This is a genomic window from Chitinimonas lacunae (assembly GCF_042650885.1).
GTDB classification, from domain to species: Bacteria; Pseudomonadota; Gammaproteobacteria; order Burkholderiales; family Chitinimonadaceae; genus Chitinimonas_A; species Chitinimonas_A lacunae.
In genome coordinates this window covers 2,458,678-2,477,411 of record NZ_JBHSBU010000001.1, presented here as the reverse complement: position 1 = coordinate 2,477,411, position 18,734 = coordinate 2,458,678, and the positions used below count along the sequence as shown (strand labels likewise).

Genomic DNA, 18,734 nt, shown 5'->3' with positions numbered 1-18,734 from the left:
CGGCTGCGGCGGGCTTTCGGGTAAGGTCGGGCGGTTCCTTCGCTTTCCTGCCAGGCCCGCCATGCTGATTCCTTCCGGCCAACATCCGACCGCGCTTGCCATCGCCCGTGCCCTGATCGAGGGCTTTGACAAGCATTACCGCATCTTCCGTCAGGTCAGCAGTGCCGCCCGCCACCGCTTCGAGGCCGGTGACTGGCATGCGGTGCAGCAGGCTGCCCGCGAGCGGATCCGTTTCTACGACGAGCGGGTCGAGGAATGCGTCGAGCGGCTCCACAGCGAATTCCAGGCCGACTGGCTCGACGATGCGATCTGGCAGCAGGCCAAGCTGCTGTTCATCGGGATGCTGATCAACCACAAGCAGCCCGAACTGGCCGAAACCTTCTTCAATTCGGTGTTCTGCCGCATCCTGCACCGCAATTACTTCCATAACGACTTCATCTTCGTGCGCCCGGCCGTCTCGACGGAATATATCGAGTCGGACCCACCCACCTATCGCAGCTACTACCCGGCCAGCAACGGCCTGGTCAAGACCCTGTTCCAGATCGTGCACGACTTCGGCTGGCGTCGCCGCTTTGCCGATCTGAAGCGCGATATCGGCTATGTGATCGAAGCGGTGCGGCGCCATCTGCAAGGCTGGCCCGAAGTCGCGGCCAATTTCCAGATTCAGGTGCTGTCCTCGGCGTTCTATCGCAACAAGGCCGCCTATATCATCGGCAAGGCGGTCAACGGTGCCCATGAATACCCGTTTGCCGTGCCGGTGCTGCACGACGACGACGGCCGGCTCTATCTCGATACGGTGCTGCTGGAAATCCGTCGCATTGCCGTGCTGTTCTCGCTCAACCGCGCCTACTTCATGGTGGACATGGAAGTGCCATCGGCCTACGTCGGCTTTCTGCGCAGCATGATGCCGTTCAAGTCCAAGGCCGAGCTGTACACCATGCTGGGTCTGCAAAAGCAGGGCAAGACGGTGTTCTATCGCGATCTGATGGCCCATCTGCGCTATTCGCGCGACGACTTCATCGTGGCGCCCGGGATCCGCGGTCTGGTGATGCTGGTGTTCACGCTGCCGTCGTTTCCCTATGTGTTCAAGATCATCAAGGACGAGATCGCGCCCACCAAGGAAGTCACCAAGGACATCGTCCGGGCCAAATATCTGCTGGTGAAGCAGCACGACCGGGTCGGGCGGATGGCCGATACGCTGGAATTCTCCAATGTCGCCCTGCCCAAGGCCCGCTTCACCGCCGAGCTGCTGCGCGAATTGCATGAGCTGGCGCCCAGCGTGGTCGAGGAGGAAGACGACACCGTCGTGATCAAGCATCTCTATATCGAACGGCGGATGGAGCCGCTCAATCTGTTCCTCAATCGGGCCACGCCGGTACAGCTCGAGCATGCGGTCTGGGAATACGGCAACGCGATCCGCGAACTTGCCTCGGCCAATATCTTTCCGGGCGATATGCTGTTCAAGAACTTCGGCATTACGCGCTACGGCCGGGTCGTGTTCTACGACTACGACGAGATCGAGTACATGACCGACTGCCATTTCCGCACGATTCCCGAAGCGCCGACGCCCGAGATGGAGATGGCGGCCGAGCCGTGGTACCCGATCGCCAGAAACGATGTGTTTCCCGAAGAGTTCGGCCGCTTCCTGCTCGGCCCGCCGGCGATCCGCCGCGTGTTCATGCACCACCATGCCGACTTGCTGTCGGCCGAGTTCTGGCGCGAGCGGCAGAGCCGGATCGCCCGCGGCCATGTCGAGGACTTTTTCCCCTATCCCGAGTCCCTGCGCTTTGCCCATCTGTTCCCGGAGAGCGCCGACTAGGCAAATGGAAAAATACCTGTAAAAAGACTGCAAATAAGAGGGCGGACAATATTGATCTTGGAAAATATTATCCGCAACTTCCTTCTCTCCTGACTACCCTCACCACACCGTATAGATCTGCCCCGTCTGTGCCCCCTCGACACTCTTGGCATAGGCCTTGGCCACCCGAGCGGCCGGAACCGGGTCGAAGCCCGGGAAGTAGTCGCCGTAATCGGGCACCGACTCCTGCAACAGATTGGGGCTGACGATATTGATGCGCAGGCCGCGCGGCAGCTCGATGGCGGCGGCGCGCACAAAGCTGTCGAGGCCACCGTTGACCAGGGAAGCGGCGCTGCCGTAGCGGATCGGATCGCTGCTGAGGATGCCGCTGGTCAGGGTGATCGAACCGCCGTCCTTGAGTACCTGCTGGGCCGTCAGCACCAGATTGACCTGACCCATCAGCTTTTCGCGCAGACCCACGCCGATCTGTTCTGGCGTCATTTCGGTCAGCGGGCCGAAATGGACGGCGCCGGCCGTGGCGACCACGGCGTCGATGTCGTCGATGCTGTGCAGGAGCGCACGTACCGAGTCGAGGTCGGCCATATCGGCCTGGTAGTCGCCGCGGCTTCGGCTGACGGGGATGATCTGGTGGCGCTGGCCCAGTTCGGCGGCGACGGCGGAACCGATGGCGCCGTGGGCGCCGATCAGGACGATCTTCATGGTTTTGCTCCTATTGTTGATAATCACGCAGTAATCACAAGCAGGCCCACAGCATAGCAAGGCATTGATCGGCGAAAAGCCTGGCTGGGCCGGATTCACTGTCAACAAATAGGAAACAATCAATGCAGGACAAGACCCGTTTCGACTGGGCCATGGCGTTTTTGCAGGTAGTGGAGCAGGGGGGATTTACCGCCGCAGCGGCGCAGGCCGGGCTGTCGAAGACCCAGTTGTCGAAGCAGGTGGCGCAACTGGAACGCTCGCTCGGGGCACAGCTGCTCTATCGCACGACGCGCTCCCTGCGGCCGACCGAGGCCGGGCTGGTCTATCTTGACTATTGCCGCCGCCTGCGGGCGACCTGGCAGGAATCGGAACAGGCGCTGGCCGGGCTGCGCGAGGAAGTGACCGGACGGTTGCGCATCACCGCGCCGACCAGCTTTGGCCCGTATTTCATGGCCGAGATGCTGATGGCGTTCCGCCAGCGCTACCCGCTGGTCGAGCTGTCGCTCGATCTCGACCGCACACCGGTCGATCTGGTGGCGCAGGGTTTCGATCTGGCGCTGCGGCTCAGTCGAGGCATCGATGAGCGGTTGGTGGCGCGGCCGCTCGGTGTGCTGCGCGATTGGGTGGTGGCAAGTCCGCAGTTATTGATCGGGCGCGACTACCCCGAGCGGCCGGCGGCGTTGGCGGGCTGGCCCTGTCTGGTCAATTCCCATTTCAAGGAACCGAACCGCTGGCTGTTCAGCCGCGATGGCGAGCCGCATCCGGTCGAGGTGCAGGCCTGGTTTGCGGTCAACGATTACATGATGATGCGCCAACTGGCGCTGCTGCACGCCGGCGTCACCCGATTGCCGAGCTATCTGGTCGAGCGCGATGTGGCGGAAGGTCGTCTGGTGCGTCTGCTCGAAGGCTTCGAGCTGCCGTCCTTGCCGCTTTATCTGGCCTACCCTTACCGCCAGCCGCAACCGCCCAAGCTGCGCGCCCTGGTGGCGTTTATCGAGGACTGGTTCGCCGACCCGGCCAGACGCACTCCGGTGCGCCAGGGAAAAACGGCCGGCGGTGTCATCGCACCGCCGGCCGTAACCGGATAGGACTGCTCAGCTTTTAGTGGGCAGCCGGTGCCGGCGTGCTGGCCGGCGCAGCCGGCTTGACCACTTCGACCTTGGGTGCCGGGGCGGCAGTCTGGTTGGAGTACAGGAAGATATTGGCGATGCACGAGGTGCACAGACCGGCCAGGATGGCAGCAAACAGCGCTCGCATGCCGATCTGGGCCAGGTTCTTCTGCTGGTTCGGGGCCATCGAGCCGATACCGGCCACGCAGATACCGACCGAGCTGAAGTTGGCGAACGAAGCCAGGGCAAACGTCGAGATCACGATGGCGCGATCGGACAGCAGACCTTCGCTCTTCATCCGGGCCAGATCAAGATAGGCCACGAATTCGTTGATCACGATCTTCTGACCGAGCAGCGAGCCGACGTGGAGCGACTCGTTCCAGCTCACGCCGATCGCAAAGGCGATCACCCGGAACAGCTGACCGAAGATGTATTGCATGGTCAGGCCGTCGAAGGCGCCACCGGTCGATTCCTTGATCACGGCATTGAGGCCGGTCCACACGCCCACCACATCGTGCAGCAGGTAGTTGCACATGGCGATCAGCGAAACGAAGGCGATCAGGATCGAGGCGACGATCACTGCCAGCCGCACGCCGTCGATCGTGCCCTGCACCACGGCGTTGATGAAGTGACCGTGATGGCCGTGGTCGTATTCGAACTTCTCGCCATCCTTGGCCGCATCGCGCTCGGTTTCAGGCAGCAGCATCTTGGCAAACATGATGGCGGCCGGGGCGTTCATCACCGACGACAGCAGCAGGAAGGAAGCAAAACGGGCCTGCTCGTTCGGGTCGGCACCGCCCAGGAAGCTGACGTAGGCCGCCAGCACCGAACCGGACAGGTGGGCCAGGCCACCGGTCATCATGGTCATCAGCTCGGAGCGGCTCATGCCTTTGATAAACGGTTTGACCAGCAGCGGGGCTTCGGTCTGACCCAGGAAGATATTGCCGGCCACCGCGAGGCTCTCGGCGCCGGTGAGGCGCATGGTGCGCTGCATCACCCAGGCAAATACCACCACGATCCGTTGCAGGATGCCGAAGTGATAGAGCAGGGCAGTGAAGGCCGAGAAGAAGATGATGATCGGCATCACGTTGAAGACGAAGATGAAGCCGAGTTTGCCGCCTGGCGAGGCCAGGTCGTTACCGAACACGAAACGGGCACCTTCGCCGGCGAAGCTGAGCAGTTTGACGAAACTCATGCTGATGCTGGTGAAGGCTTCCCGGGCCGGCGGGAAGTAGTTGATCACCAAGCACAGGATGATCTGCAATAGTGCGCCGAAACCCACCAGCCGCCAGTTGATGGCCTTGCGATTGGCGGAAAATAGGTAGGCCAGCGCTAACAGGCAGACCATGCCTATCAGCGATTGAGCGATGCTGATCATCGTTTTTCCTGCTCCCCTGAAAACAAAGCGGCGGATTGTACGCAAAGCGCACCTCCGCCGCAGCTTTTTCGTCCGATTTCTATCGAGTTTTCAGCGGGATACAACAGTAGCGTCGCCGCCTTTGCTCAGCGCGGCCGGATTGCCGCCGGGGCGGGTGCCGGAGCGGCACTCTGGGCCCAGTAGAGGCCGGCGAAAATCGCCGCAAGGCCGGCGACATGGTAGTAGGCCAACTGTTCATCGAGAAACAGCATGGCCAGCAGGGCACCAAAAGCCGGGATCAGATGGAGGAACCCGGCCGCCTGGGTCGGACCCAGATGCTGCACTGCCCGCATATAGGACAGTAGCGCCAGCACCGAGGGGAAGATCCCCAGATAGGCCACACTGGCGAAATTGGCCACGCTGGCCGCCGGCAGGCCGTGACGCGAGATGTCGAACAGGCAGAACGGCAACAGGATCGCCAGCCCAAGCGCTACCGTGACCGTCAGCACCGCCAGCCTGTCCAGCCCTTCGGGCAGACCACGCAGCAGCAGGGTATAGACCGCCCAGCAGCCCAGGCCGACACAGACCCAGATATCGCCCGGATTGAAATTCAAGGCCAGCAGCCGCGTCAGATCGCCCTGGCAGACGATGGCCAGCACCCCGACCAGCGAGGCAGCCGTGCCGCCCCATTCGCGACTGGACAGCGGCCGGCGCCAGGCGACCCAGGCGAGCAGCATCACCATCAGCGGCACCAGGGCATTGAACAGCACGGCATTGGTGGCCTTGGTCGAGCGCAGCCCGATATAGATCAGCGTATTGGAGATGGCGATCCCATAGAGCGCCAGCCACAGCAGGCGCTTCTTCACTTGCAGCAACAGGGCTTTCTGCGCCATCAGACGCGGCCAGGCCAGCGGCAACAGCACCAGCAAGGCAGTAAGCCAGCGGCCAAAGGCCAGGGTGATCGGTGAGATATCGGCGTGCAGGGCGCGCGCCAGGACAAAGTTTCCAGCCCAGCAAAGGGTGGCAAAGACGAGCAGCAGATACGGCACGGCCGCCCCAGGCGGCAGGGGGAGGGACAACATCGGTATGAATCGCCTCTGGTCGAGGTAGATAAGCCACCCGGCACTTGTGGCGCCGGGCGAATCGGGTGGCTGGCCATCCCGGGTGTCGGGATGACGAGGGGGCGCAGTGTAGCCCAGATCATTGCGCATTGCAGCAAGATTTCCAGGCACTTGGCGCGGGAACACCTTGTTTTTTCGCAGAAGCCTGCTATGAAAAGCGCGGAAACTTGCTGCGATGCAGCGCCGGCCGAATGGCTCGCCCGCTTGCAGCAACAAGAGGACTACGTTGTTCAGTGAGCCGCCAGCACGCCAATTGGCCGGCTCGTCACGGCTTTCGCCGATGGCGCTATCGCGACGGGTACGGTGTTCGGCGGTTCGGGACGCAGGGAAGGGCGCAGCAGGACGGTGAAATAGAGGGAAGACGAAGAAAAAAGGCTGACATGAAAAATACCGGAAAGACGTCTGCTATATATGGGGCGGTATAAAAATAAAAATAAATAAAACTTGCAGTGCTGCCTCCTCGACGGCTTCCACTACAACCACCGCCGCCGCCAAAAGAACACCCCCATCGAGCCGCCGATCAAGGCCATCACCAGCAGCACGGTGTAGTAACCCCACGGCCACTTGAGCTCGGGCATGTTCTGGAAGTTCATCCCATAGACCCCGGCAATAAAGGTCAGCGGCATGAAGATGGTGGCGATCACGGTCAGAAAGCGCATTTCGCGGTTAAGCCGATTGCTCTGGTGCGACATATACAGATCGCTCAGGCTGGCGGCGAGATCGCGCAGCGCTTCCATCGATTCGATCAGATGGACGCTATGGTCGTAGACATCGCGCAGATAGAGCTGGGTTTCCTGCTGGAAGTAGCCCATATCGTCGCGTTGCAGGGCATTGAGCATATCGCGCAGCGGCCACAGCGCCCGGCGCAGATGGAGCAGTTCGCGCCGAAAGTTGTGGATATGGCGCAAAAGTCCGGTCTGATGACGCCCGACCAGCTCGTCTTCGAGCGCCTCGGCCCGCTCGCCCAGCGCCTCGATCACCATAAAGTAGCTGTCGACGATCCTATCGAACAGGGCATAGGCCAGATGATCGGCGCCGAACTGGCGCATCACCCCGGTATGGCGCTGCAAGCGCTCGCGCAGATCGTCAAACGCAGGTCCGGGGCCTTCGCGGAAGGTCAGCACGAATTGCTGGCCCAGCACCAGGCTGATCTGTTCGGCATGGACCTGGTCGGCTTCGTAGCGCACCAGCTTGGCCACCAGATACAGATAGTTGTCGTAGATCTCGACCTTGGGACGCTGGTCGGTGTTCAGAATGTCTTCGAGGGTCAGCGGGTGGAGCCGGAAGCGCCGGCCGATCGCTTCGAGCAGTTCGGAGTTGCCAAGGCCGTGGACATCGAGCCATTGCACCGGATAGGCCGAGGCTTCGCTCTGGTCGGCTGCGCCGAAGGCCGTCTCGTGCCAGGCGTCGGCCTCGGGGCCGTATCCGATCAGCGTGGTTTCGGTGTCGGATTCGGCCTCACGGGTCAGATTCAGGGCACCGGGAGGCTGGCCGGCTTCGCGACTGAAACGGCCGACCAGATGGCGGCGGTCGGACGGTGACGACGCTGGCCGGACCATCGTCAGGCCCAGTGAGCGAAATTGGCCGACAGGGTCAGGGGTACCCCGATATCGCGCCAGATTTCGGCTTCCTGCTGCAAGGCGGTATGGGTCAGCGGGCTGCTGTCGAGCCAGTCATCAGGTGCACTGAGCGCGAAACCCTGCTTATTGGCTTCAAGCGTCAGCGGCGGCGCCGGGCCATCGGTTCGGTTGCGGCAGCACAGCACCGCCAGCCGCAGGGCCAGGATCTGTGCCCATTTGCTGTGCGGAATCTGACTGCCGAGCTTTTTGAGCCCGCCCCGATGGGCGAGCACCAGTTGCGCCAGTCTGGCCTGTTCGGGGCTGGAGAAACCGGGCATATCGGCGTGTTGCAGGATATAGGCCGAATGCTTGTGATAGCTCGCGTGCGACACGCTCAGTCCGAGCTCATGGAGCTTGGCTGCCCACAGCAGCAGATTGAGTTCGGGTTCGGGGTCGATGCCAAGGCTGCTGCTCAACTGGCGATGGAACTGCTCGGCCAGCCGGGCGACCCGGGCCTGTTGGGCCACATCGACATGGTAGCGGCGCTTGAATTGCGACACGGTGACTTCGCGCAGATCGCGCTGGTGCTGGCGGCCGATCAGGTCATACAGCACGCCGTCGCGCAGGGCGCCGAGCGTGATGGTCATCCGCTCGATGCCGAGTTCTGCGAACACGGCGGCCATGATGGCGAAACCGCCCGGCAGCACCGGCCGGCGGTCGGGGCGCAGGCCGTTGAGCTGCACGGCATCGATCTGGCCGGCCTTGAGCAGATGCTGGCGCAGCCGCTCCATCCCCTCGACGGTGATGCCGCCGCTGCTGAAATCATTGAGTTCCATGATGTCGGACAGCGAGCGGGCGGTGCCTGAAGTGCCGATGGCGAGCTGCCAGTGCTCGTGGCCGAATTCGCCGGCGATCGCCTGCAATTCGGCCCGGGCGGCCAGTTCGGCTTCGCGCAGGCCCTGCTTGCTGATCCGGCCGTCGGGGAAATATTTGAGGCTGTAGCTGACGCAGCCCATCAACAGGCTTTCGGTCTTGAGCGGCTTGAATTGCTGACCGATGATGAACTCGGTCGAGCCGCCACCGATATCGACCACCAGCCGCTTGTCGCGACTGGCCGGCAGACTGTGCGAGGCGCCCAGATAGATCAGCCGCGCTTCCTCGCGCCCGGCGATCACTTCGATCGGAAAGCCCAGCGCCGCTTCGGCGCGGGGCAGGAAATCGCTGCTGTTGCGTGCCACCCGCAAGGTATTGGTGGCAACGGCCCGCACGCATTCGCGCGGCAGACCGCGCAATCGCTCGCCGAAGCGGGCCAGCGCGGCAAGTGCCCGGGTCTGGCTTTTCTCGTCGAGATGGCCGCGCGCATCGAGGCCGGCGCCGAAGCGCACCGTATCCTTGAGCGAGTCGAGCATATAGAGCTGGTCGTCCACCACCCGGGCAACCTGGAGGCGGAAACTGTTGGAGCCGAGATCGACGGCGGCGATGGTCGGGCAATGGGTCATGGTATGGATTTTCCGGCAGGCATCGGCGAATTGTCGGAAGCGGCCGGATGAAAAACAAGCCCCCGCAGCATCGGCGCGGGGGCTTATCGGTGTGAGGGAGCTCAGTTGGCGGCTTTGCGGACGATGGTCTCGACATCGGCATGGCGCACATCGACGCCCTTGACCAGATAGACCACATACTCGGCCACATTCTTGGCATGGTCGCCGACCCGTTCGATCGCCTTGGCCACTTCGATGATTTCGAGCGACAGGCTGATGGTGCGCGGGTCTTCCATCATAAAAGTGATCAGTTGACGTTGCAGGCCCTTGAATTCCTCATCGAGCCGCAGATCGTCGCGTGCCACCTGGGCCGCCACGCTCGGGTCGAGCCGGGCGAAGCCGTCGAGCGCCACATGGAGCATATCGGTGGCGAGTTCGGCCAGATGCTCCAGATCGCGGAAACGCGGCACATGGACCCGGCCGGCTTCGTTGATCTGTCTGGCACGGCGGGCGATCTTGGCGGCCTTGTCGCCGATCCGCTCCAGATCGTTGATGACCTTGATCACCGTCAGCACCATGCGCAGATCGCTCGCAGCCGGCTGGCGGCGGGCAATCATCAGGGTGCATTCGTCGTCGATGCGCAGATGCAGGGCATCGACCTGGACCTCGGTGGTGACGACCTTCTCGATCAGATTGGCATCGCCTTCGGCCAGCGCTTTCATGGCGTCGCGGAACTGCTCCTCGACCAGTCCTGCCATGCCGAGCACGTTGCCGCGGATCGATTCGAGTTCGGCGTCGAACTGCTTGGAAATATGCTCTGACATCGGAATTTTCCTCTTTACGTATCCGATTGCTGCGGACGGGCGGCCAGCTTGGCATGGCCGCACCAGGGCGGCAAAAGAAGTTTTATTGACACTCAGGCGCGCGGACCGCGCACGGTCTCGACGCCGTCGGGGCCGCCCAACAGTAGCACGTCGGCCGGGCGGCGGGCGAACAGGCCGTTGCACACCACACCAACGATCTGGTTGATCTCGCTCTCGAGCTTGATCGGTTCGGCAATCGCCAATCCCCAGACATCGAGAATCAGATTGCCGTTATCGGTGACGAAACCTTCGCGCAAAGCCGGCCGCCCACCGAGTTTGACCAGTTCGCGCGCCACATGGCTGCGCGCCATCGGAATGACTTCGACCGGCAGCGGGAATTCCCCCAGTTGGCGCACCCGCTTGGAATGGTCGGCAATACAGATGAATTGCTCGGCAACCGCCGCCACGATCTTCTCGCGCGTCAGCGCACCGCCGCCGCCCTTGATCATCTGGAGATGGCCGTTGATCTCGTCGGCACCGTCAACATAGACCGGCAGGCTATCGACCTGTTGCAGCTCGTAGACCGGAATCCCATGCGACTTGAGTCGCTCGGCGGTGGCCACCGAACTGGCGACGGCACCGTCGATGCGACCCTTGATCTTGGCCAGCTCGTCGATGAAGTAGTTGGCGGTCGAACCGGTGCCGACGCCGATCACTGCCTGCTCGGGCAAAAAGGCGATGGCGGCTTGGGCGGCGGCTTGCTTATAGGCGTTCTGGGTCATGATGGCGGACTCGGCTTGAGTGGAAGAAAGAGGGCGGGCGCGGCTATAGCCCACGGCCGCTTTGCAACTGATGCACGAATTTGGTGATGCCGGCCAACAGCATTTCGATGGCGATGGCGGTCAGGATCAGGCCCATCAGCCGTTCGAACGCCATGGTCACCTTCTCGCCCAGGAAGTCGGCGATCTTCTCGGCAAAACCGAGCACCACGGCCGAGACCAGCATGGCGATGGTGAGCGCGCCGATCCATTCGGGCATCCGGTGCGGCTCGCGTGACACCATCAGCAGCACGGTGGCAATGGCCGACGGGCCGGCGATAAACGGGATCGCCAAGGGCACCAGAAACGGTTCGCCATGGACCGCATGGCCAAACGAGCCTTCCGAATGGGGAAACACCATCTTGAGAGCGATGATGAACAGGATCACCCCGCCTGCGATGCTGAGCGAGGTATCGGTCAGATGCATCACATCGAGAAAACGCTGACCGAAGAATGCGAAGAACAGCAGGATCAGAAAGGCGAAAAAGACTTCGCGGATGATGATGCGGCGCCGTCTGGCCGGATCGACCTGCTTGAGCAGGCCGATAAACAGCGGAATATTGCCCAGCGGGTCGGTAACGAGCAGCAGCAGGACCGTGGCGGAGACGAAGGAGGAGGTTTCCATAACAGGAACGGCGGTCTAGGTGGATCGGCTTCGTATTCTAGTGGGCGGCAGCGCCCCCACCAATTCGGGCCCACCACAGCGCTTGCCGGCGAGTCGGCAAGGACCCGCTGCGGCCGCGGCAGGGCGCCAGTACGGAGTTCTGGTTATAAGGTATGCGCATAGCGCATGAATTTTGGCTGATGTGCAAGATTCTATCTTGCAATCGATCCAAACACCTATGCGCTCTACGCATGAATCGCTAAGCAGACCGTTTTCCCAGCGTCGCTACGGCAGTGCGCAGCCGATCGAGCGCGGCAGCGTCGCCGCGGTAGCGTGTATCGATATAGGCGGCAGTGACTTCGGCCACGATGGCGGCGAGTTCGGGCCGCAGACGGGTCGCGGCCTCGGCATAGTCGCGCGGGCCCTGCTGGGGCAGGTCGGGCACGCCGAGCTTGGCCAGACGCTGGCGGAAACGCTGGTAGTGGCGGCGGGCCGGATCAAGCGGCAGCGGGCGGGCGCGCCACAGCAGCCATAGCACCACCGGCAGCGCTGCGGCCAGGATGGCCAGCAGGAAGGTGCTGATAAAACGGAACGACAGAAGCGAATCGATCCCGAGCCGGCGCAGCATGTCGCGTTGGCGTTCGGTGTTGTAGCCGATCACCCATTCGTTCCAGCCGTTGACCGCCGCATCGAGCATCAGGCGCACCTGTTTCACCAGATTATTGTCAAGTCGCATCATCAGCGGCACTTCCTCGCTGACGGCCGAAGCGAGTCCGCGTTCGATCCGCGACGGTGCCACGGCAAAGGTCGGATCGACCCGCACCCAGCCTTGGTCTTCGAGCCAGACTTCGGTCCAGGCATGGGCATCGGCCTGACGCACGATCAGGTAGTCGCCCGCATCGTTGTACTCGCCGCCCTGATAGCCCCCGACCACCCGGGCCGGCACGCCGGCCACCCGCATCAGAAACACGAACGCGCCGGCAAAGTGTTCGCAAAAGCCCTGACGGCCGGTAAACACGAAGCCGTCGATCGGATCGGTTCCGTAGAGCGGCGGCTGCAAGGTGTAGCGCAGCCGCTGACTGGTAAACAGACGCAAGGCCGCATCGACCCGCTCCTGCGGCGGCAGCTCGCGCCAGGCTTCGGCCGCCGCCCGGGCGCGCGGATTGCCGCTGGGCGGCAATTGCAGGGCACGGCGCAGCAGGGTGCGCTCCTCGCTGTCGGCAACCGCCTGGTAATTGATATAGGAAGACAGCTCGAAGCGGGTCCGCTTGAGCAGCGGGCGCGTCACCAATTGCAGATGGTCGGTAAAGCGGGCGCCGTCGGGCACGGTGGCCGGCATGTCGAGTGCCAGCACCCAGGGCCGCTGGTGTGGTTCGACCGTGATGGCATAGGACACCGGCACTTCATTGCTGCGTACCCGGCGCGGCCGCTGCGCTTCGAGCCATAGCGAGGGCGCGCCCTGGCTCCAGGTACGACCGTCGAATTCCTCGTAGACCGGCCCGCGCCAATAGAGCTGCGACTGGTCGGGCCGGCCTTCGCTGAAGCTGACGCGGAAGGCCACTTCGTCGTTCTGTGACATATCGGAAAAGCTGCCCGGCGACATATTGTCGGCCAGGCCGCTGCGCAGGCCCGCCCGGTCCTGCGGCAGCCGCCACAGCGGTCCTTCGATCCGCGGAAACAGCACAAACAGCAGCACCATCAAGGGCAGGCTCTGCAACAGCAGCATGCCGGCCATGCGCCAGTGCCCGAGCGCGGCGGCACGCCGGCCGGTCCAGCCGCCCCGGCTGTTCCAGCCGATCAGCAGTGCGGTGGTGGCCAGCACGGCCAGGAGCAGATAGGCCGCCATCCAGACGCTCTGGTTGAACAGGAAATTGGTGACGACCAGGAAATAGCTGATATAGACCAGCAGCAGCGCATCGCGGCGGGCGCGGGTTTCGAGCAGCTTGGCGGCCACCAGCACGGCCAGCAGCGCCACGCCGCCGTCGCGGCCAAGCAGGGTGCGGAATTCGGCGAATACCCCGCCGATCAGGGCAAAGGTGGCCAGCGTCAGCAGCCAGCGCGGCGGCAAGCGCCACTGGCGGCGGGCGATCCAGCCACGCAGCAGCAGCATGGCCGCCAGCGCGCCGCCCAGCCAGAGTGGCAGATGGAGCAGATGCGGCGCCAGCAGGGCGCCGAGCACGACGATCAGGGTCAGGGTCTGGGTGCGGTCGAGGTGAGGGTGGGTCATGCTTCCTCGCGGATACCGTGGAGCGCGAGCGCAGCCAGGCTGGCTTCGAGCTGGGCCTCGCCGCTTGCCGGGGCAAGTTCGCGGCCCGGCAGCTTGAGTCCCCAGCCCAGCCCCCTGGCATGGGCGGCCAGGACCCAGGCGCACAGCCGCGACAGCCGGTGTTCGGTTGTCAGGCCCGGCGGCAGCGTTTCCCAGTCGAGCCACAACATCGGCGCCGCTTCGCCCGAGAATTGTTTGACCATCAGACCGTCGTCGTGCGACAGCGCCTTCCAGGCCACCCGGCGCAGCGAGTCGCCGGGCACGAAGGGGCGCAGCCCGGCGAAATCATCCTGACCGCGCCGCAGCGAACTGCCGCCACCGCTGCCTTCGACCGGCGGTGGCAGGGGAGGCGGATCGGCTTCCGGCGCCGGATAGGCCAGGGCACGCTGCTCGAAGAAGGCATAGGACCAGGCGTGGAATACCCCGATCGGCCAGTGGGTATCGAGCCGCAGCCGCGGCGCCTTGATCCAGCCGCGTTCGGTGGCTGGCAGCGCCAGCGTCACGGTGGCGCTGTCGCGGCCGGCCAGATCGATCGAGTCCTTGATCTCGCCATAGCTCAGCTCGATATGGTGGCGCGCCAGCTCGGACGGATTGCTGACCAGAATCTCGAAACGGGCCGTTTCCCCCACGAAGGCTGCCTCGACCCGGCCCGGGGTCAGTTCGAGGCCAAGCAGATTACGGAAGGTATGGAAGATCGAAATGATGGCCATGGCGCCCAGCAGAAAGGCCAGGATATAGCCCAGCGCCAGATCGTAGTTGATGGCGCCGCCGAGGATCGTCAGCAGCATCACGATGAACACAAAGCCCGAGCGGCTCAGAAAGATATAGACGCGCTTCTGGGTCAGCCGCACCGTGACGCCGCCGCGCGGATGGTGACGCAGCAGCCAGCGTTGCCAATAGCCGGCGAACGGGGAAAGCAGCAGGCGCTCAAGGGATGGCAACATTGGCCACCAGCTTGCGCACGAGTTCGGGTTGCGGCCGGCCGCTGGTGCGCGCCAGCAGCCGGTGGGTGGCGACGCTGTCGAACACCGCCTGCAAGTCTTCGGGCAGCGCTGCATCGCGGCCGTCGAGCATGGCCCAGGCCCGGGCGGCGGCCAGCAGGCCAAGCGCTGCGCGCGGCGACAGGCCGTTGACAAAGTCTGGGGATTCGCGGGTGGCGTGGGTCAGCGCCTGCACATAGTCGACCAGCGCCGGCGCCACATGAACCGCCCGTACTGCTTCCTGGGCTTGCGACAGTTGCTCCGGGGTCAGCAGCGGTGCGATGCGCTTCATCATGTCGCGTCGGTCCTCGCCCAGCAGCATGGCGCGCTCGGCCGCTGCATCGGGGTAGCCCAGGGTCAGCCGCATCAGAAAGCGGTCGAGCTGCGATTCGGGCAGCGGGAAGGTGCCGATCTGGTGGGCCGGGTTCTGGGTGGCGATCACGAAAAACGGTTCGGGCAGGGGCCGGGTTTCGCCATCGAGGGTGACCTGGCGCTCCTCCATCGCTTCGAGCAGCGCAGACTGGGTCTTGGGCGTGGCGCGGTTGATTTCGTCGGCAAGCACCACCTGGCTGAATACCGGCCCCGGATGGAAGCGGAACTCGCCGCTGGCCCGCTCATAGATATTCACCCCGATCAGATCGGCCGGCAGCATGTCACTGGTGAACTGGACCCGCTGAAAGGCCAGCCCCAGCACGGCTGCCAGCGCATGGGCCAGGGTGGTCTTGCCGACGCCGGGCAGGTCCTCGATCAGCAGGTGGCCGCGAGCCAGCAGGCAGGCCAACGCCAGACGGGTTTCGCGGCCTTTGCCCAGGATCAGCAGATCGAGCTGGTCAAGTGCGCTTTGCAGATGGGCCGGGGTCGGCCGGGAGGAGGGCTGGGCCATGATCGACGATCGCTCCGGGTTGGCGAAGGGCAGGACGCCTTCTATTGGTTTATGACACCTCGACCGCTAAACTGTCCAGCAGTCGGACCTTGCAGGATTCTCTATTCCGTCGTTCGCCTATCCCCGCCGCGTCTGCGGCCGGTGTTCTTATTTAGCCAGGAGCATGCCTTGTTGGGATGGATCAGCCGCAAAATCCGGGGTAGCGCCCCGACGGCCTACCTTACGCACCCCGATTGCGCGCGCCACCAGATGGGGGCGCACCATCCCGAGTCGCCCGACCGGCTGGCGGCCATCCAGGACCGGCTGATCGCCGCCGGCATCTGGGACCTGCTCTGGCATGTCGAAGCTCCCCGCATCAGTCACGAATCACTGGCCCTGCTCCATCCGCCTGCCTATATCGAGGCGCTGGAGCGGCTGTCGCCGCAGCAGGGCATCGTTCACCTCGACCCCGATACCGCCATGAGCCCGCATACGCTCGATGCCGCGTTCCGCGCGGCCGGGGCGGTGGTCAAGGCGACCGAACTGGTGCTCGAAGGCCGGGCACAGAACGCCTTCTGTGCGGTGCGCCCGCCTGGCCATCACGCCGAATCGCGCCGGGCGATGGGCTTTTGCTTTCTCAATAACCTCGGGCTTGGTGTGGTCCATGCGCTCAAGCAGGGGCTGGAGCGGGTGGCGGTGGCCGATTTCGACGTCCACCACGGCAACGGCACCGAGGAACTGTTCCATGACAATCCGCGCGTGCTGATGGTCTCCACCTTCCAGCACCCTTTCTATCCCTACTGCGGCTCGCCGCCGCTTGGCCCCAATATGCACAATGTGCCGCTGCCGGCGGGCAGCCGCAGCGAGGAATTCCGCGCGGCGGTCGAGCGCGAATGGCTGCCGGCGCTCGACGAATTCCGCCCGCAGATGCTGTTTATCTCGGCCGGCTTCGATGCCCACCGCGAGGACGAGATGGCCTCGCTGGGTCTGGTCGAGGACGACTACGCCTGGGTGACGAGCCAGTTGCTCGACGTGGCCGAACGCCATGGCGAGGGCCGGGTGGTGTCGGTGCTCGAAGGCGGCTATGCCTTGTCGGCCTTGGGGCGTAGCGCCACGGCCCATATTCGGGTGCTGGCCGGGCTGTAAACAGCCATTCCCTTTCCAATAAAATAATACGACATCATATCGCAAGATAGGTAGCCGATTAGAATAGAAAAGTAAAATTTCTATCAATACGGCTATCGAGGCTGCCTAATCTTCGTCATCGCGTCCCGCGACCACGGCAGCCTAAGGCGGCGCAGGCAGCACTTCCAGAAATTCGCCTTCGAAATGGCGCCCAGAAAACAGTCTGCCTCTCCAACCACAGGCAGTTATCCACGATTTCTTCAGTGATAAGTCATGCTCAGGAATCAAGCAGAGATGGACATGTCATCTGCTGGCTGCTGGACGCTGGGGATGGGTGAAGGTGGACGCCATTTTTAAGGAGAATGAGTGTGCTGGTTTATCGGTAATGCAAAACGAATTCCACTGTTGGCTTTGCCAGCCTGTCAGGTATGACAGTTGACAAAAACTATCTTCAATCAATTTTTGATTGACCCTTCTAATTCGAGAATGACCTTGTTAGTATCGACTTGGCATAGCTGTCTAAACAAGCGCGTCGCCTGCTGGCAGACCGGATGAATTGTTCCGGGTTCCCGGCGGCGCCACCGTTCCCGTCCGCGTGCCGCCTGCTGGCGGTGCGTGTCTTTGTCGGCCCGACCGGCGGACCCGACCGTCCCGTCCTGCTACCCCCCTAAGTCAGAGGGCGGTGCGGTCGGGCCTCCGCCGGTACGGGCTACCTTTTTTACGTGGATGGAAGGCTTGTCTAGATCAATTCTATGACAATAGGATAAAATCGCGTGACGCTTCGATGTTGCCGTGTCTGACGGTAACGTGGCGTGGCTGTTTTTCCCCGGGTAGCAAATTTCATGAGTTTTCTGTCGGCCAGTGCGCCATGGTCTTTTCCGCTTCGCCTGCACCGTTTGGTCTGGTGGGCGTTGGCATTGCTGCTGCTGATCGTGGCGCTGCCCTTGCTGCTCAACTGGCTGGACGAGCCGCTCGAACCCGCGACCGAGGCCTGGCTCGATTACCGCTTCCCGGTCGCGCTGCCGGAGCGCAATGGCTATCTGGCGCTGATCTCGCTCGACGCCGAGCACGAACGGCCGCTCCAGGCCGCTGCCGCGACGCTTGCCGCCTACCGCACCATTGCCGCCGAGCAGCCCGGCTGGGCTGGCGCGGCGCGTTATCAGGCGGTGCAGGAGCATTGGCTGCGTCCGCTCGACGTGGCGCTGCCGAGCCTGAAATTCTGTGAAGCCGACTGCTACGACAGCCTGCGCGAGCGCAGCGCGATGCTGGCCTTGTTGCGGCGCGACCATGCCGAGCTGCTGCAACGCTACCGCGCGATGCTGGCCTTGCCGGAATTCGCCGAGGATCTGCCGTTTGAAGACGATCTGCCGCTGCCGCGCTATGCCCCGGCGCAGCAGCTTGGCCTGCTGTATCTGAGCGAGGTGGTCGAAGCGCTCGAACAGGGTCAGGTCGAATATGCCTACGATCTGTGGGCCGCTTACCAGGGTTTCTGGCGGCGGGCGGCGGCCGGTTCGCGCACCATGGTCAATCTGATGGTGGCGAGTTCGGCGCTGGGACGGGGTCAGGCGCTGCTGGCGGCGATGCTGAAGCGTCATCCTGCCAGCCTGCCGCAGGCCCGTCGTCTGGCGCTGCCTTTGCTGGGCGGCGAATCGGTGCGGGCGATGCTGGGCCGCAGCCTGATCGGCGAATTCCGCCTCCACGCCAATGGGCTGGACCGTCTGCTTGCCGCCGACACAGCCGAAGGCGCAGAGAGCGCCTATCCCGGGCTCGAGGCGCCTGCCGAGCCGGGCCTGGGGCTCGGTGCCTGGCTGATCCGGCGCAATGGCACGCTCAATCTGATCCGGCGTGCCTACGAGCGTGGTCTCGCAGCGGGTTCGGCGCGCGATGTGCTCGCCGATTATCGCGCCGCCTGGGACCTGCTGACCCTGGGCAATCCGCTCAGCCAATTACTGGTCTGCATGAGCGACACCGACTACAGCAGCTTCGTGCGCCGGGCCGAGCGGGTCGATGGCGAGGCGGCTGCGCTGCGGCAATGGCTGGTGACGGGCCGTCCTTAGCCCGAACGCCGACCTGTCTGCCTTTCCCCGTCCCGGCCGCCGCAGCCAGGCGGCCTTGCCGCCTGCCATTTGCTACA

General features: G+C 63.6%; 15 protein-coding genes. 4 read left to right on the top strand and 11 right to left on the bottom strand.

Annotated features, from left to right (window positions below):
- The first annotated feature begins 61 nt into the window (after nucleotides 1–61).
- Nucleotides 62–1,819, top strand: coding sequence for a bifunctional isocitrate dehydrogenase kinase/phosphatase (gene aceK / locus ACFOW7_RS10320; RefSeq protein WP_378163829.1), 1,758 nt, complete (start codon nucleotides 62–64; stop codon nucleotides 1,817–1,819).
- Nucleotides 1,820–1,918: 99 nt separating this feature from the next.
- On the opposite strand, the gene ACFOW7_RS10315 is transcribed toward aceK, so the two are convergent.
- Nucleotides 1,919–2,518 (bottom strand): short chain dehydrogenase, encoded by a 600-nt coding sequence (locus ACFOW7_RS10315; protein WP_378163826.1) that lies wholly within the window; start codon nucleotides 2,516–2,518, stop codon nucleotides 1,919–1,921.
- 122 nt (nucleotides 2,519–2,640) lie between these two features.
- Between ACFOW7_RS10315 and ACFOW7_RS10310 the strand changes: the two genes are divergently transcribed.
- Nucleotides 2,641–3,606, top strand: a complete 966-nt coding sequence (locus tag ACFOW7_RS10310; protein ID WP_378163824.1) for a LysR family transcriptional regulator — start codon at nucleotides 2,641–2,643, stop codon at nucleotides 3,604–3,606.
- 13 nt (nucleotides 3,607–3,619) lie between these two features.
- Here the strand turns inward: ACFOW7_RS10310 and ACFOW7_RS10305 are convergent, their stop codons facing one another.
- The 10 genes from ACFOW7_RS10305 to ACFOW7_RS10260 form a co-directional block, all read right to left on the bottom strand.
- Complete coding sequence (locus ACFOW7_RS10305; protein ID WP_378163821.1) at nucleotides 3,620–5,005, bottom strand: NupC/NupG family nucleoside CNT transporter; 1,386 nt, start codon at nucleotides 5,003–5,005, stop codon at nucleotides 3,620–3,622.
- Nucleotides 5,006–5,130: 125 nt separating this feature from the next.
- Complete coding sequence (locus ACFOW7_RS10300; protein WP_378163819.1) at nucleotides 5,131–6,066, bottom strand: DMT family transporter; 936 nt, start codon at nucleotides 6,064–6,066, stop codon at nucleotides 5,131–5,133.
- Nucleotides 6,067–6,578: 512 nt separating this feature from the next.
- The gene (gene corA, locus ACFOW7_RS10295; protein ID WP_378163817.1) at nucleotides 6,579–7,664 is read right to left on the bottom strand and encodes a magnesium/cobalt transporter CorA; all 1,086 of its coding nucleotides are present in this window, start codon (nucleotides 7,662–7,664) and stop codon (nucleotides 6,579–6,581) included.
- 2 nt (nucleotides 7,665–7,666) lie between these two features.
- Entirely contained in the window at nucleotides 7,667–9,163 is a 1,497-nt protein-coding gene (gene ppx / locus ACFOW7_RS10290) for an exopolyphosphatase (protein ID WP_378163815.1), read from the bottom strand.
- Between the two features lie 101 nt (nucleotides 9,164–9,264).
- Nucleotides 9,265–9,966, bottom strand: coding sequence for a phosphate signaling complex protein PhoU (gene phoU, locus ACFOW7_RS10285; protein WP_378163813.1), 702 nt, complete (start codon nucleotides 9,964–9,966; stop codon nucleotides 9,265–9,267).
- 92 nt (nucleotides 9,967–10,058) lie between these two features.
- Nucleotides 10,059–10,730 carry a ribose-5-phosphate isomerase RpiA gene (gene rpiA, locus ACFOW7_RS10280; protein ID WP_378168005.1) on the bottom strand — a complete coding sequence of 224 codons (672 nt, stop codon included), beginning with the start codon at nucleotides 10,728–10,730 and terminating at the stop codon, nucleotides 10,059–10,061.
- Between the two features lie 40 nt (nucleotides 10,731–10,770).
- Complete coding sequence (locus ACFOW7_RS10275) at nucleotides 10,771–11,388, bottom strand: MarC family protein (protein ID WP_378163811.1); 618 nt, start codon at nucleotides 11,386–11,388, stop codon at nucleotides 10,771–10,773.
- A gap of 238 nt (nucleotides 11,389–11,626) precedes the next feature.
- Nucleotides 11,627–13,594, bottom strand: coding sequence for a transglutaminase TgpA family protein (locus ACFOW7_RS10270; RefSeq protein WP_378163809.1), 1,968 nt, complete (start codon nucleotides 13,592–13,594; stop codon nucleotides 11,627–11,629).
- Complete coding sequence (locus ACFOW7_RS10265; protein WP_378163806.1) at nucleotides 13,591–14,577, bottom strand: DUF58 domain-containing protein; 987 nt, start codon at nucleotides 14,575–14,577, stop codon at nucleotides 13,591–13,593. Before ACFOW7_RS10265 ends, ACFOW7_RS10270 begins: the two co-directional genes overlap by 4 nt.
- On the bottom strand, nucleotides 14,561–15,496 hold the full coding sequence (locus tag ACFOW7_RS10260; protein ID WP_378163803.1) for an AAA family ATPase: 936 nt from the start codon (nucleotides 15,494–15,496) through the stop codon (nucleotides 14,561–14,563). The genes ACFOW7_RS10265 and ACFOW7_RS10260 overlap by 17 nt, the downstream gene beginning before the upstream one ends.
- 168 nt (nucleotides 15,497–15,664) lie before the next feature.
- On the opposite strand from ACFOW7_RS10260, the gene ACFOW7_RS10255 reads away from it, so the two are divergent.
- The gene (locus ACFOW7_RS10255; protein WP_378163801.1) at nucleotides 15,665–16,621 is read left to right on the top strand and encodes a histone deacetylase family protein; all 957 of its coding nucleotides are present in this window, start codon (nucleotides 15,665–15,667) and stop codon (nucleotides 16,619–16,621) included.
- A gap of 821 nt (nucleotides 16,622–17,442) precedes the next feature.
- Nucleotides 17,443–18,657 (top strand): hypothetical protein, encoded by a 1,215-nt coding sequence (locus ACFOW7_RS10250; RefSeq protein ID WP_378163799.1) that lies wholly within the window; start codon nucleotides 17,443–17,445, stop codon nucleotides 18,655–18,657.
- Nucleotides 18,658–18,734 lie beyond the last annotated feature (77 nt).